The 14,192-nt window shown below is 61.6% G+C and carries 12 protein-coding genes; 4 read left to right on the top strand and 8 right to left on the bottom strand.

What is annotated here, in order from left to right:
* Positions 1-153: 153 nt before the first annotated feature.
* Entirely contained in the window at positions 154-1,350 is a 1,197-nt protein-coding gene (locus tag ACF8GF_RS12170) for a methionine gamma-lyase (protein WP_392487971.1), read from the bottom strand.
* 127 nt (positions 1,351-1,477) lie between these two features.
* Between ACF8GF_RS12170 and ACF8GF_RS12175 the strand changes: the two genes are divergently transcribed.
* On the top strand, positions 1,478-1,957 hold the full coding sequence (locus ACF8GF_RS12175; protein ID WP_003251803.1) for an Lrp/AsnC family transcriptional regulator: 480 nt from the start codon (positions 1,478-1,480) through the stop codon (positions 1,955-1,957).
* Between the two features lie 85 nt (positions 1,958-2,042).
* On the opposite strand, the gene cysN is transcribed toward ACF8GF_RS12175, so the two are convergent.
* The 3 genes from cysN to ACF8GF_RS12190 form a co-directional block, all read right to left on the bottom strand.
* Positions 2,043-3,944: a sulfate adenylyltransferase subunit CysN gene (gene cysN / locus ACF8GF_RS12180; protein ID WP_084852049.1), complete on the bottom strand. Its 1,902-nt coding sequence runs from the start codon at positions 3,942-3,944 to the stop codon at positions 2,043-2,045.
* Between the two features lie 15 nt (positions 3,945-3,959).
* Positions 3,960-4,877, bottom strand: a complete 918-nt coding sequence (gene cysD / locus ACF8GF_RS12185; protein WP_003251799.1) for a sulfate adenylyltransferase subunit CysD — start codon at positions 4,875-4,877, stop codon at positions 3,960-3,962.
* A gap of 220 nt (positions 4,878-5,097) precedes the next feature.
* Positions 5,098-5,856 (bottom strand): Nif3-like dinuclear metal center hexameric protein, encoded by a 759-nt coding sequence (locus ACF8GF_RS12190; RefSeq protein ID WP_392487972.1) that lies wholly within the window; start codon positions 5,854-5,856, stop codon positions 5,098-5,100.
* Positions 5,857-6,024: 168 nt separating this feature from the next.
* Between ACF8GF_RS12190 and algW the strand changes: the two genes are divergently transcribed.
* Complete coding sequence (algW, locus tag ACF8GF_RS12195) at positions 6,025-7,185, top strand: Do family serine endopeptidase AlgW (protein ID WP_392487973.1); 1,161 nt, start codon at positions 6,025-6,027, stop codon at positions 7,183-7,185.
* Between the two features lie 129 nt (positions 7,186-7,314).
* On the opposite strand, the gene ACF8GF_RS12200 is transcribed toward algW, so the two are convergent.
* The 4 genes from ACF8GF_RS12200 to ACF8GF_RS12215 form a co-directional block, all read right to left on the bottom strand.
* Positions 7,315-8,079: an amino acid ABC transporter ATP-binding protein gene (locus ACF8GF_RS12200; protein WP_003251792.1), complete on the bottom strand. Its 765-nt coding sequence runs from the start codon at positions 8,077-8,079 to the stop codon at positions 7,315-7,317.
* A 10-nt stretch (positions 8,080-8,089) separates the two neighbouring features.
* On the bottom strand, positions 8,090-9,187 hold the full coding sequence (locus tag ACF8GF_RS12205) for an amino acid ABC transporter permease (protein ID WP_176682595.1): 1,098 nt from the start codon (positions 9,185-9,187) through the stop codon (positions 8,090-8,092).
* Between the two features lie 10 nt (positions 9,188-9,197).
* On the bottom strand, positions 9,198-10,376 hold the full coding sequence (locus ACF8GF_RS12210; RefSeq protein WP_176682594.1) for an amino acid ABC transporter permease: 1,179 nt from the start codon (positions 10,374-10,376) through the stop codon (positions 9,198-9,200).
* Positions 10,377-10,443: 67 nt separating this feature from the next.
* The gene (locus tag ACF8GF_RS12215; RefSeq protein WP_176682593.1) at positions 10,444-11,472 is read right to left on the bottom strand and encodes an amino acid ABC transporter substrate-binding protein; all 1,029 of its coding nucleotides are present in this window, start codon (positions 11,470-11,472) and stop codon (positions 10,444-10,446) included.
* Between the two features lie 332 nt (positions 11,473-11,804).
* Here ACF8GF_RS12215 and ACF8GF_RS12220 point away from each other — a divergent pair, with 332 nt between their 5' ends.
* Positions 11,805-12,461: an alpha/beta hydrolase gene (locus ACF8GF_RS12220; protein ID WP_021784125.1), complete on the top strand. Its 657-nt coding sequence runs from the start codon at positions 11,805-11,807 to the stop codon at positions 12,459-12,461.
* 100 nt (positions 12,462-12,561) lie between these two features.
* Positions 12,562-14,004: an ATP-dependent RNA helicase RhlB gene (gene rhlB / locus ACF8GF_RS12225; protein ID WP_392487974.1), complete on the top strand. Its 1,443-nt coding sequence runs from the start codon at positions 12,562-12,564 to the stop codon at positions 14,002-14,004.
* The last annotated feature ends 188 nt before the right edge of the window (positions 14,005-14,192 follow it).

Below are 14,192 nucleotides of genomic sequence, written 5' to 3' on the forward strand. Positions count from 1 at the left end.
CATGCAAAAGGCCTCGCAAGAGGCCTTTTTTGTGGGCTGGATTCACTGGCCCCTTCGCGGGCACGCCCGCTCCCACAGGTACACCACAGCATGTGAAACTTGTGGAATACCTGTGGGAGCGGGCGTGCCCGCGAAGGGGCCAGTGCAGGCAACCTAACAGCAGGCCTGCAATGCCTGTTCGACATCTGCCAGCAGGTCCTCCACATCCTCCAGCCCCACCGACAGACGCACCAGCCCCTCCGATATCCCGTGATGCCCCCGCTCCTGCGGCGTGTAGCTAGAATGCGTCATACTCGCCGGGTGCTGTGCCAGCGACTCGGCATCCCCCAGGCTCACCGCCCGGGCAAAGAGCTGCAGCGCATTCATGAACCGCCGCCCCGCCTCAATGCCACCCTTGAGCTCAAACGCAATCATCCCCCCAGGCAAACGCATCTGTCGCTGGGCCAACGCGTACTGGACAAAAGACGGTAGCCCCGGGTAATGAATCAATTCCACCTGCGGCTGCCGAGCCAGAAACTCGGCCACCTTCTGAGCATTGGCGCAATGCCGGTCCATTCGCAGGGCCAGGGTCTTGATACCGCGCATCAGCAACGCCGCGTCATGGGGCGACAGCACTGCCCCGGTCATATCCTTCAGCCCTTCCAGGCGAATGCGATCGACCAACGCCTTGCGCCCCACCACCAAACCCGCAGTGATATCACCGTGGCCACTGAGGTACTTGGTTGCCGAGTGCACCACCAGGTCCGCCCCCAGCTCCAGTGGCCGCTGCAGGTACGGCGTACAGTAGGTGTTATCGACCACCACATGCACATCATGCCCCCGCACCGCCTCGACAACCGCCTCAATGTCCACAAGCTGCATATTGGGGTTGGCCGGTGTTTCGAAGTAGATCATCCGTGTTTTGCTGTTGATCGCCGCCTTCAGGGCCTTGGCATCGTTGAGATCGACATGGCGTACTTTGACGCCGAACTCACCAATACCGTGGTGCAGAAAAGCGAAGGTGCAGCCATACAAGGTGCGCCCCACAATCAGCTCATCGCCAGGCCGTAGCAGGGTCCAGATGGTTGAGGTAATCGCACCCATCCCTGATGCCAACGCCAACCCCGCCTCACCACCCTCAAGCGAAGCCATGCGCTGCTCCAGCAAGGCCAGCGTGGGGTTGGAAATGCGGCTGTAGAAATGCCCCGCCTCCTCTCCGGCGAAGCAGGCAGCGCCGTACTCAACAGTGGGGAAGGCATAGGTGGCCGTCTGGTACACCGGCGGCACCAAGGCGCCACCGTGGGACAGCGGGTCGTAGCCATGGTGAATGGCCCGCGTGGAAAAACCGGTGTTGTCGTGGGAGTCGCGCATGGCAACGGCCTCTTGTGGTTTGTTGTAAGCTTATGCCACCGAGCTGCCCAATTTTTTCCAAAATAGCCTACACATAGGCGTGCTTTCTGGAACAAAAACAACAATCACCGGACCAGGAGGGCAAAATATGCCTTCAAGCCTCGACCGCACCGACCGTGCCCTGCTCGCCGCCTTGCAGGACAACGCCCGCCTCACCGTTGCCGAACTCGCCGACCAGGTGGCACTGACCACCTCGCCCTGCTGGCGACGGGTCAAGCTGCTGGAAGAAAACGGCTACATCACCGGCTACCAGGCCATCCTCTCGCCCAAGTCGCTGGGGTTTGGCGTGACCGCATTCGTCAGCATCATGATGGACTCGCACACCAAGGACATGGCGCTGGCGTTCGAACAGCGGCTGATGGAAATTCCCGAAATCGTCGCCTGCCACAACATCTCCGGGCGCTATGACTTTCTGCTGGAGATCCTGGCACGGGACCTGGAGTCGTTTGGGGAATTTACCCGGGAGGTGCTGCAGCGGTTGCCGGGGGTGAAGGAGATCTATTCGAGTTTTTCGTACAAAGCAGTTAAGGAAAGGCGGGTGATACCGGTGTCGGAGAAACATATCTAGGACAGATCTTTCCGAACAGTGGGAAGGATCCTGAACGCGAGACAAAAAACCCCGCCGAAGCGGGGTTCTCCTTGCAGGCTAGCGCTTAGATCGCGCCACGCTGACGCAGCACGTCCAGCACCTGTTTCACGCCTTCGTCCACGCTGGTGGCCTGGGTGTCGATCACAAGATCAGCATCCAGCGGCACATCGAACGGGAAGCTCTCGCCCGGGATGTTGTCGCCACCGGCAGCGTACAGGCCTTGCGGGTCACGCTCGCGGCAGACCAGCGGCGAGGCCTGGACGTAAACGGTCACCAGGCGCTCCTTGCCGATCAGCGCCTTGGCCTGTTCGCGGCCTTCGGCATCCGGGGCCACGAACGCAGCCAGGGTCAGCATGCCGGCTTCGTTGAACTGGCGCGCCACGTGGGCGGCGCGGCGCCAGTTCTCGGTGCGGCCGGCGCGGTCCTGTGGCAGGCCCTTGTTCAGGTCGTGACGCAGGTTCTGGCCGTCGAGCACGTACACCGCGCGACCCATGTCGAACAGCTTGCGCTCCACGGCATAAGCCAAGGTGCTCTTGCCAGCACCGGACAGGCCGCTGAACAGCACGGTGGCTGGCTGCTGGCCGAAGCGCAGGGCGCGCTCTTCGGTGGACACGTGGGCCTGCTTGCCATGATGGCCGGTGCTGCCGTGTGGCAACACGGGCGGGGCGATGATCATGCCGGCGCCAACGGTACCGTTGGTCAGGCGGTCGATGACAATGAACGCACCGGTGGTGCGGTTGCTGTCGTAACCGTCCAGGGCAATCGAGGTGTCCAGGGCAACCTTGACGCGGCCGATTTCGTTCAGTTGCAGTGCGCTGGCAGCGCCCTGCTCCAGGGTGTTCACATCGACCTTGTGGGTGATGCTGGCAATCGAGCCTGGCACGTAGCTGGTGGCACGCTTGATGTCGTATTTCTTGCCCGGGAGCATCGGCTCCTCGGCCATCCACACCAGCATGGCGTCGAAGTGGTCAGTTACCGGCGGGACGTTGTCGGCATGTACCAGCAGGTCGCCACGGGAGATGTCGATCTCGTCTTCCATGGTCAGGGTCACGGCCTGGCCTGGGCCGGCGTTTTCCAGTTCACCTTCGTAGGTGACGATGGACTTGACCCGGCTGCTCTTGCCCGACGGCAGCACGACAATCTCGTCACCTTTGTGCACCACGCCGCTGGCGATGGTGCCAGCAAAGCCGCGGAAGTTCAGGTTGGGACGGTTGACGTACTGCACCGGGAAACGCAGGTCGGTGAAGTTGCGGTCAGCCGAAACCTCGACGGTTTCGAGGATTTCCATCAGCGTCGGGCCGGCGTACCACGGCGATTGCTCGCTGTGGTTGACCACGTTGTCACCCTTGAGCGCCGACATCGGCACGAAGTGCAGGCTGCTCGGGGTCAGGTTGATGGCTTCGGCAAACTTCAGGTAGTCGGCCTTGATCGACTCGAAGACGCCTTCATCGAAGCCCTTCAGGTCCATCTTGTTGACCGCGACCACGATGTGCTTGATGCCCAGCAACGACGCGATGTAGCTGTGGCGACGGGTCTGGGTCTGCACGCCGTAGCGGGCATCGACCAGGATGATCGCCAGGTCGCAGGTGGACGCACCGGTGGCCATGTTGCGGGTGTACTGCTCGTGGCCCGGAGTGTCGGCGATGATGAACTTGCGCTTGGCGGTGGAGAAGTAGCGGTAGGCGACATCGATGGTGATGCCCTGCTCGCGCTCGGCCTGCAGACCATCTACCAGCAACGCCAGGTCGACTTCTTCGCCGGTGGTGCCGACTTTCTTCGAATCACGGGTGATGGCCTCGAGGTGGTCCTCGTAGATCATCTTCGAATCGTGCAGCAGGCGCCCGATCAGGGTGCTCTTGCCGTCGTCAACGTTGCCGCAAGTCAGGAAGCGCAGCAGTTCCTTGCGCTCATGCTGGGCCAGGTAGGCGAGGATGTCCTCGCTGATCAGATCAGATTGGTGCGACATGGAGTAACCCTGAAATTAGAAGTAGCCTTGGCGTTTCTTGTCTTCCATGGAACCGGCGCCATCGTGATCAATGACACGGCCCTGGCGTTCGGACGTACGGGTCAGGAGCATTTCCTGAATGATGTCCGTCAGGGTCTCGGCTTCCGATTCGACAGCGCCCGTCAGCGGGTAGCAGCCGAGGGTACGGAAACGCACCTTCTTCTTGACGATGCGGGCTTTTTCTTCCTCGGAGAGGTGCTCGAGGATGCGCTCGTCGTCGATCATGATCAGGGTGCCGTTCTTCTCGATGACTTCACGCTCGGCGGCGAAGTACAGCGGCACGATCGGGATGCCTTCAAGGTAGATGTACTGCCAGATGTCCAGTTCGGTCCAGTTCGACAACGGGAAGACGCGGATCGACTCGCCCTTGTTGACCTTGCCGTTGTACACATTCCACAGCTCGGGGCGCTGGTTCTTCGGGTCCCAACGGTGCTTGCTGTCACGGAACGAATACACACGCTCCTTGGCCCGCGACTTCTCTTCGTCGCGGCGCGCACCACCGAAGGCAGCGTCGAAACCATGCTTGTCCAGCGCCTGCTTCAGGCCCTGGGTCTTCATGATATCGGTGTGCTTGGAGCTGCCATGGGTAAACGGGTTGATACCCTGCGCCACACCCTCGGGGTTGACGTGGGTGATCAGCTCCAGGCCCATTTCCTCGACCATTTTGTCGCGGAAGCTGTACATCTCCTGGAATTTCCACTGGGTGTCGACGTGCATCACCGGGAACGGCAGCTTGCCCGGGAAGAAGGCCTTGCGCGCCAGGTGCAGCATCACGGCGGAGTCCTTGCCGATCGAGTACAGCATCACCGGGTTGTCGAACTCGGCGGCCACCTCGCGGATGATGTGGATGCTCTCCGCCTCCAGCTGTTTCAAGTGCGTCAGTTTGTCGACCATGGCTACTCACGAAAAACGATCTTATGGACGGCCTGCGGGCCGTGTTCGAGCGAGCCACTCTATCACAGCGGCTGCTTCTATTTAGGAGGCTGGCTAGATCGAAAAAATCTAACGATATGACTGGGGGTTTGGGCTGGCAGGGCCGTCCTCTTCACGGGTGTACCCGCTCCTACAGGCCCGTGTAGGAACGGGTTCAGCCGCGAAGAGGGCGATACCGCTATCAGATGGGATTAGGGCAATCGATGAACAGGTGCTCCAAGGCAAACCGTCGTGCCAGGTAATCGCCCAGTGCCTGCACCCCGTAGCGCTCGGTGGCATGGTGCCCGGCAGCAATGAAGCTGACGCCATTCTCGCGCGCACTGTGGTAGGTCTGCTCGGACGCCTCACCGGTCAGGTACAGGTCCACCCCGGCGGCAATCGCCGTGTCGATATAGCCCTGCCCGCCGCCGGTGCACCAGCCCACCCGGCGGATCATGTCGTTGCCTTCGACCAGCAACGGCTCACGCCCCAGCACGCCTTGAACCCGACGGGCAAAATCGCGCGCGGTCATGGATTCGGCCAGCGAACCGATCAGCCCGACCACTTTGGGGTTTTCCGGGTCAAGTGGCCCTTCGACAGTGATCTCCAGTTGCCGCGCCAGTTGCACGTTGTTGCCGACTTCCGGGTGCACATCCAAGGGCAGGTGAAACGCCAGCAGACTGATATCGTTATTCAGCAAGGTCTTCAGGCGACGCTGGCGAATCCCGGTGATGCACGGGTTCTCGCCCTTCCAGAAATAACCATGGTGCACCAGCACCAGATCGGCCTCGGCTTCGACCGCGGCATCCAGCAATGCCTGGCTGGCGGTAACACCACTGACAATGCGGCTGACCTGCGGCCGGCCTTCGACCTGCAGGCCATTTGGGCAATAATCCTGGATCTTCGCGCTGCCCAGATAACGCTCGGCTTCCTCGACCAGGGTACTTAGAGCAACGGCCATGAAAATCTCCTCGAAAACTGCGCTTTTCTCGGGCGCAACGCCTGACGAACGCCCGTATAATGCCGGCCATTATGGGCCGTCGCCGTCACTGGGGGAACCGGTGTATGATCGCGCGCGCTCATGCCCCACTGCCAGGCCGCTGGCCCCTGCTCTTTCCAGGATTCGTTCATGTTCAAGGCTTTGCGTTACTTCGGCTGGCCCCTGCTTACCGGCATACTGATCGCCATGCTGATCATCCAGCGTTTTCCGCAATGGGTCGGGCTGCCCAGCCAGGACGTCAACCTGCAGCAAGCGCCACAGACCACGCGGATCATGCAAGGTCCGGTGTCGTACGCCGACGCCGTGACCCTGGCCGCCCCGGCGGTGGCCAACCTGTACACCACCAAGGTGGTGAACAAAAGCGCCCACCCGCTGTTCGAGGACCCGCAGTTCCGCCGCTTCTTCGGTGACAACCTGCCCAAACAGCGCCGCTGGGAATCAAGCCTGGGCTCGGCGGTAATCATGAGCCCTGAGGGCTACCTGCTGACCAACAACCATGTCACCAGCGGCGCCGACCAGATCGTCGTCGCCCTGAAGGATGGCCGCGAGACTTTGGCCCGCGTGATCGGCAGCGACCCGGAAACCGACCTTGCGGTGCTGAAGATCGACTTGAAGAACCTGCCGGCAATCACCATCGGCCGTTCCGACAACATTCACATCGGCGACGTGTCGCTGGCCATCGGCAACCCGTTCGGCGTCGGCCAGACTGTGACCATGGGCATCATCAGCGCCACTGGCCGCAATCAGCTGGGGCTTAACAACTACGAAGACTTCATCCAGACCGACGCGGCGATCAACCCAGGCAACTCCGGTGGTGCGCTGGTGGATGCCAATGGCAACCTGATCGGCATCAATACCGCGATCTTCTCCAAGTCCGGCGGCTCGCAGGGCATCGGCTTCGCCATCCCGGTAAAGCTGGCACTGGAGGTGATGAAGTCGATCGTCGAACATGGCCAGGTGATACGTGGCTGGCTGGGCATCGAAGTACAGCCACTGAGCCAGGAGCTGGCAGAGTCGTTCGGCATGAAGGACCGCCCAGGCATCGTGGTGGCGGGCATCTTCCGCGAAGGGCCAGCCGCCAAGGCCGGGCTGCAACTGGGTGACGTGATCCTGAGCATCAATGGCGAGCCGGCCGGCGACGGGCGCAAGTCGATGAACCAGGTAGCGCGGATCAAGCCCAACGAGAAGATCACCATTGAGGTGATGCGCAACGGGCAGCCGTTGAAACTGATCGCCGAGGTGGGGCTGCGGCCGCCGCCGGCGCCGGCTGCCAGCCAGGAAAATAAATAAAGCCGGGGCCGCGTTGCGGCCCTTCGCGGGCACGCCCGCTCCCACAGGATTTAAGTAGGCTCCAAAGCCAACGCTAAACCTGTGGGAGCGGGCGTGCCCGCGAAGGGCTGCCGCGCAGCCCAAACAGCATCAGTGGAGGATCTGGCTGAGGAACAACTTGGTCCGGTCACTGCGCGGCCGGTCGAAGAAATCATCCGGCGCGGCCTGCTCCACAATCTCGCCCTTGTCCATGAAGATAACCCGGTTCGCCACGGTACGGGCAAAGCCCATTTCGTGGGTCACACAGAGCATGGTCATGCCATCCTCGGCCAGGCCCACCATGGTATCGAGTACTTCCTTGACCATTTCCGGGTCCAGTGCCGAGGTCGGCTCGTCGAACAGCATGATCTTGGGCTTCATGCACAACGCGCGGGCAATGGCCACACGCTGCTGCTGGCCGCCGGACAACTGCCCGGGGTACTTGTGTGCCTGCTCCGGAATCCGCACACGCTCCAGGTAGTGCATGGCAATTTCCTCGGCCTTGCGCCGTGGCATCTTGCGCACCCACATTGGCGCCAGGGTGCAGTTCTCCAGAATGCTCAGGTGCGGGAACAGGTTGAAGTGCTGGAACACCATGCCCACCTCGCGGCGGATGGCCTCGATCTGCTTGAGGTCGTTGGTCAGCTCCACGCCATCGACCACGATGCGCCCTTGCTGGTGCTCTTCCAGGCGGTTAAGGCAGCGGATGGTGGTGGACTTGCCCGAACCGGACGGCCCGCACAGCACGATGCGTTCGCCCTGGCGCACGTTCAGGTTGATGTCCTTGAGCACATGGAACTGGCCATACCACTTGTTCACACCCTGCATCTGGATGATGCCTTCGGGGCCAGCAGGCTGCTTGATCGCTTCACTCATTTCGAAACTCCTAACGCTTGTGGCCAGTGTCCAGCTTGCGCTCCAGATGCATGGAGTAGCGGGACATACCGAAACAGAAAATCCAGAACACCAGGGCGGCGAACACGTAGCCCTCGGTGGCCATGCCCAGCCAGGCCGGGTCTGCGGCGGCTTGCTTGACGCTGTTGAGCAGGTCGAACAGGCCGATGATGATCACCAGGCTGGTGTCCTTGAACAGGGCAATGAAGGTGTTGACGATGCCGGGAATCACAAGCTTCAGCGCCTGCGGCAGGATCACCAGCCCCATCGAGCGCCAGTAGCCAAGGCCCATGGCCGCGGCGGCTTCGTACTGGCCCTTGGGGATGGCCTGCAGGCCGCCGCGCACCACCTCGGCGATGTACGCCGACTGGAACAGGATTACACCGATCATCGCCCGCAGCAGCTTGTCGAAGCTCATGCCTTCGGGCAGGAACAACGGCAGCATCACCGACGACATGAACAACACGGTGATCAGCGGTACGCCGCGCCAGAACTCGATGAAGGTCACACACACCACCTTCACGGCCGGCATCCTCGAACGCCGGCCCAGGGCCAGCAGGATGCCCAAAGGCAAGGCGCCGACAATGCCCACGGTGGCGATCACCAGGGTCAGCATCAGCCCGCCCCACTGGCTGGTGGGTACGTTTTGCAGGCCCAGATACCCCCCATGCAGCAGGGTATAGGCCAACACCGGGTACAGCACCAGGAAGGCCAGGCCGTAGAAGGCCTTGCGCGGGAAACGCTTGATGAACAATGGCGCGGCGCCGATGACTGCAAGCCACACGGTCAGGTCCACGCGCCAGCGCAGCTCGGCGGGGTAGTAGCCGTACATGAACTGGCCGAAGCGCTGCTGCACGAACACCCAGCAGGCGCCCTCCTTGGTGCAATCGGCACGGGTGGTGCCGACCCAGTTGGCGTCGAGCAACGCCCACTGTAGCAATGGCGGCACAATCAGCCATATCAGGTAGATCGCGAACAGGGTCAGCAGCGTGTTGAGCCAGTTGGAGAACAGATTGGCGCGCATCCATGCGAGCACGCCGACGGTTTTCACCGGTGGCGGCATGTCAGGTTTGAAAACATGGGCATTCACGGGCGTATCCTCATCGCTCGATCAGCGCAATGCGCTTGTTGTACCAGTTCATCAGCAGCGAAATGCTGATGCTGATGGCGAGATAGACGCTCATGGTGATGGCAATCACCTCGATGGCTTGTCCGGTCTGGTTGAGCACGGTACCGGCGAACAGCGAGACCATCTCCGGATAGCCGATACCGGCCGCCAGCGACGAGTTCTTCGCCAGGTTCAGGTACTGGCTGGTCAGCGGCGGAATGATCACCCGCAGTGCCTGGGGGATGATCACCTTGCGCAGGGTCGGGCCTTCGCGCAGGCCCAACGAGCGAGCCGCTTCGGTCTGGCCATGGCTGACCGAACGGATGCCGGAACGCACGATTTCGGCGATGAAGGCTGCCGTATAGATAGTCAGCGCCAAGGTCAGCGCCAGCAGCTCTGGGATCAGCACCCAGCCCCCGACGAAGTTGAAGCCCTTGAGCTGCGGCATATCCCAGGTTACCGGGCTGCCGAACACCAGCACGCTCAGGCTCGGGATGGCGATGAACAGCAGCAGCCCCGCCCAGAACTTGTGGAACGGCACGCCAGTTTCGTTGAAGCGCTTGTTGGCGTAGCGCACCATCACGGCTATAGCGGCAATGGCGATTGCCAAGGCCACCACAAATGGCCAGAAGCCATCAGCCATGGACGCGCCAGGCATGTTCAAGCCACGGTTGCTGATGAAGAACTTGTCATCGAAGTTGATGCTGCCCCGCGGTCCCGGCAGAGTCAGGAACACGGCGAAGTACCAGAACAGGATCTGCAACAACGGCGGAATGTTGCGGAAGGTTTCCACATACACGGTCGCCAGTTTGTTGATCATCCAGTTCGGTGACAGGCGAGCCACACCGATGATGAAGCCCAGTATCGTCGCCAGAATGATGCCGATGAAGGTCACCAATAGCGTATTGAGCAGGCCGATGACGAACACCCGCGCATAACTGTCGGATTCCACATAGGGGATCAGGTGCTGGGCGATACCGAAGCCGGCACTGCGGTCGAGGAACTCGAAGCCCGAGGTGATGCCCCGGTGTTGAAGGTTGGTCTGCGTGTTGTGGAACAGGTACCAGCCCAGACCGACCACGAAGACGATCGTGAGAATCTGGAACAGCCACGCGCGCACACGCGGATCATTCAGGGATAGCCCCTTTTGTGCGCCGATTTGATTTTGCATGAAGTGCCCCGGAAAGAAGGGTTCCGAACAACCTGCGGCGGCCGAATGCCGCCGCAGGGTGCAGCCATCAGCGCACTGGAGGCGCGTACTGGATGCCGCCGTTGTTCCACAGGGCGTTCATGCCACGGTCGATCTTCAGGTTAGTGCTCTGGCCCAGGTTCTTCTCGAACACTTCGCCATAGTTACCCACTTGCTTGACGATCTGCACTACCCAGTCTTTGGGCAGCTTGAGGTCCTTGCCGTACTCGCCATCCGCACCCAGCAGTCGGGCGACATCCGGGTTCTTGGTGGACTTGGCTTCGGCCTCGACGTTCTTGGAGGTGATGCCCGCCTCTTCGGCGTTGAGCATGGCGAACAGGGTCCACTTGACGATGCTGAACCAATCCTCGTCGCCTTTGCGCACTACCGGGCCCAGCGGTTCCTTGGAGATGGTTTCCGGCAACACCACGTATTCGGTCGGCGCGGCCAGTTTGGAGCGCTGGGCGAACAGCTGCGATTTGTCCGAAGTCAGCACGTCGCAACGGCCAGACTCCAGCGATTTGGCGCTCTCGTCAGAGGTGTCGAAGGTAATCGGGGTGTACTTCAGGCCGTTGGCGCGGAAGAAGTCCGATACGTTCAGCTCGGTGGTGGTACCGGCCTGGATGCAGATGGTCGCGCCATCGAGCTCTTTGGCGCTGGAAACGCCGAGCTTCTTGTTGACCAGGAAGCCAACGCCGTCATAGTAGGTGACACCCGTGAATACCAGGCCCATGCCGGCATCGCGCGAGCTGGTCCAGGTGGTGTTACGCGACAGCACATCGACCTCGCCCGATTGCAGGGCGGTGAAGCGTTCCTTGGCGTTGAGCTGGCTGAACTTGACCTTGGTGGCATCGCCGAATACGGCGGCAGCCACGGCGCGGCAGACATCGGCGTCGATGCCGACGATCTTGCCCTTCGCATCAGGTACCGAGAAGCCTGGAAGACCGTCGCTCACGCCACACTGGACGAAGCCCTTCTTCTTTACCGCATCGAGGGTGGCGCCGGCCTGGGCATTGCTCACGGCGCCCAGCGCGGCGGCAGCGGTCAGGACTGCCAGGGTGGTTTTCAACATCTTCATTCACAACCTCCAAATCGCTCTTGTTGTATCGAGCCGGAATTGCACCGCACCCTTTTGAGGCGTATCCGACCCGTATTGGCTTGTTATTGGGTCAATTGGCGCAATGGACTGTTCTGTGACAGCCTTCGCGTGCAGAGGGTGTTACCGTCACGGCCTGCCCTTTGCATCACAGGTTGAGTTGCAAAGCGCGTACCAGATTGTCGCGCTGTAGCGTTTAAGCGCTCGTCAAGTAGGAAAAGTTGTATCGTTGCGACATTCTTTTTCCGACAATCATTCCCGGTGCCTACTTTTCACGCACGCCATAACAAGACCCGCACATTTTCGGAGCAGTCATGACCAACCCGCTGATTCTCGAACCACAGAAAACCGCTGACGCCTGTGTGATCTGGTTGCACGGTCTGGGGGCCGACCGTTACGACTTCCTACCTGTGGCCGAATTCATGCAGGAGCGCTTGCTCAGCACGCGCTTCATCATGCCCCAGGCACCGACCCGGCCCGTGACCATCAATGGCGGCTATGCCATGCCCAGCTGGTATGACATCAAGGCCATGACCCCGGCCCGCGCCATCGACGAAGCGCAGCTGGAAGAGTCTGCCGAGCAGGTGGTCGCACTGATCAAGGCCGAGCAGGCCAAAGGCATCAACCTGTCGCGGATCTTCCTGGCCGGCTTCTCCCAGGGCGGCGCGGTGGTGCTGCACACTGCCTATATAAAGTGGCAGGAAGCACTGGGCGGGGTGATCGCCCTGTCCACCTATGCCCCCACTTTCAATGACCAGCACCAGTTGAGTGCCTGCCAGCAACGCACCCCGGCCCTGTGCCTGCATGGCGTGCATGACCCAGTGGTAATCCCGTCCATGGGCCGTACCGCCTTCGAGTACCTGAACATCTGGGGCGTCGCTGCCCGCTGGTACGAATACCCGATGGAACACGAAGTGGTGGTCGAAGAACTGAACGATATCCACGACTGGCTGAGCAAGCAGCTGCAATAGGCAGCCTCGCTTGTAGTTGTGGGCGTATTCCGCTACGCCGCGCCCGGATCTTGCATTACACTGCCCGGCGTACATTCCTTAATCAGTTGATGAGACGACCGTGCTCAAAGCACTCAGAAAAATATTCGGCAAGGGAGAGGCCGCGCCGCAAGCCGCCGCTCCTGCTGCCAGCGTGACGCCGGAAGCCCGGCCCGCGGCAAAACCGGCCGCACCACATGCCACCCCCGCCCCCAAGGCTGAGCCACCTGCCGCCGCTACGCCACCTGCCGACCAGCCGGCCAAGGACAAACCGCGCCGCGAACGCAAGCCCAAGCCGCAGGCGAGCCTGTGGAAGCCCGAAGACTTCGTGGTCGAGCCACAGGAAGGCAAAACCCGCTTCCACGACTTCAAGCTGTCCAACGAGCTGATGCACGCCATCCACGACCTGGGCTTCCCGTACTGCACGCCGATCCAGGCGCAGGTCCTGGGTTACACCCTGCGGGGCCAGGACGCCATCGGCCGGGCCCAGACGGGTACCGGCAAGACGGCCGCCTTCCTGATCTCGATCATTTCCCAGTTGCAGCAGACGCCACCGCCTAAAGAGCGCTACATGGGCGAACCGCGCGCGCTGATCATTGCCCCCACCCGCGAACTGGTGGTGCAGATCGCCAAGGACGCCGCTGCCCTGACCAAGTACACCGGCCTGAACGTGATGAGCTTCGTCGGTGGCATGGACTTCGACAAGCAGCTCAAAGCCCTGGAAGCGCGCCACTGCGATATCCTGGTGGCTACCCCTGGCCGCCTGCTGGACTTCAACCAGCGCGGCGAAGTGCACCTGGACATGGTCGAGGTGATGGTGCTTGACGAAGCCGACCGCATGCTCGACATGGGCTTCATCCCCCAGGTCCGCCAAATCATTCGTCAGACACCGCCGAAAAGCGAGCGCCAGACCCTGCTGTTCTCCGCCACCTTCACCGACGATGTGATGAACCTGGCCAAGCAGTGGACCACCAACCCGGCCATCGTCGAGATCGAGCCGGAGAACGTGGCCAGCGAAACGGTCGAGCAACACGTGTATGCGGTGGCCGGCAGCGACAAGTACAAACTGCTGTACAACCTGGTGACCCAGAACAAGTGGGAACGGGTGATGGTGTTCGCCAACCGCAAGGACGAAGTGCGGCGCATCGAGGAGAAGCTGGTACGCGACGGCATCAATGCCGCCCAGCTGTCGGGCGACGTGCCGCAGCACAAGCGCATCCGAACCCTGGAGAGCTTCCGCGAGGGGCGCATCACCGTGCTGGTGGCCACCGACGTGGCCGGGCGCGGGATCCATATCGATGGCATCAGCCACGTGATCAACTTCACCCTGCCGGAAGACCCGGACGACTACGTGCACCGCATTGGCCGTACCGGCCGTGCCGGCACCAGCGGTGTGTCGATCAGCTTTGCCGGTGAGGATGACTCGTATCAGCTGCCGGCGATCGAAGCGCTGCTGGGGCGCAAGATCAAGTGCGAGATGCCGCCGGATGAACTGCTCAAGCCGGTGCCGCGCAAGCATCACTGACCTTCAGCGGGCTACACGCCCCCTGTGGGAGCGGCCTTGTGTCGCGATTGGGGCGCACAGCGGCCCCGGGATTTCGGCTTTGATGCGCAGATTATCGGGGGCCGCTGTGCGGCCCTTTCGCGACACAAGGTCCCCCCTGTAGGAGCGGGTTTACCCGCGAATACGGTAGTGGCGGCAACGGTGAACGG

The sequence above is a fragment of the Pseudomonas sp. yb_5 genome, from assembly GCF_043103865.1.
Classification (GTDB): Bacteria; Pseudomonadota; Gammaproteobacteria; order Pseudomonadales; family Pseudomonadaceae; genus Aquipseudomonas; species Aquipseudomonas putida_Y.

Excerpts from the sequence above, each read along its gene's own strand:
- ACF8GF_RS12215 (WP_176682593.1), bottom strand. The coding sequence starts at position 11,472 with ATGAAGATGTTGAAAACCACCCTGGCAGTCCTGACCGCTGCCGCCGCG.
- ACF8GF_RS12175 (WP_003251803.1), top strand. The coding sequence starts at position 1,478 with ATGCCTTCAAGCCTCGACCGCACCGACCGTGCCCTGCTCGCCGCCTTG.
- algW (WP_392487973.1), top strand. The coding sequence starts at position 6,025 with ATGTTCAAGGCTTTGCGTTACTTCGGCTGGCCCCTGCTTACCGGCATA.
- cysD (WP_003251799.1), bottom strand. The coding sequence starts at position 4,877 with ATGGTCGACAAACTGACGCACTTGAAACAGCTGGAGGCGGAGAGCATC.
- ACF8GF_RS12190 (WP_392487972.1), bottom strand. The coding sequence starts at position 5,856 with ATGGCCGTTGCTCTAAGTACCCTGGTCGAGGAAGCCGAGCGTTATCTG.
- ACF8GF_RS12200 (WP_003251792.1), bottom strand. The coding sequence starts at position 8,079 with ATGAGTGAAGCGATCAAGCAGCCTGCTGGCCCCGAAGGCATCATCCAG.
- ACF8GF_RS12170 (WP_392487971.1), bottom strand. The coding sequence starts at position 1,350 with ATGCGCGACTCCCACGACAACACCGGTTTTTCCACGCGGGCCATTCAC.
- ACF8GF_RS12210 (WP_176682594.1), bottom strand. The coding sequence starts at position 10,376 with ATGCAAAATCAAATCGGCGCACAAAAGGGGCTATCCCTGAATGATCCG.
- cysN (WP_084852049.1), bottom strand. The coding sequence starts at position 3,944 with ATGTCGCACCAATCTGATCTGATCAGCGAGGACATCCTCGCCTACCTG.
- ACF8GF_RS12220 (WP_021784125.1), top strand. The coding sequence starts at position 11,805 with ATGACCAACCCGCTGATTCTCGAACCACAGAAAACCGCTGACGCCTGT.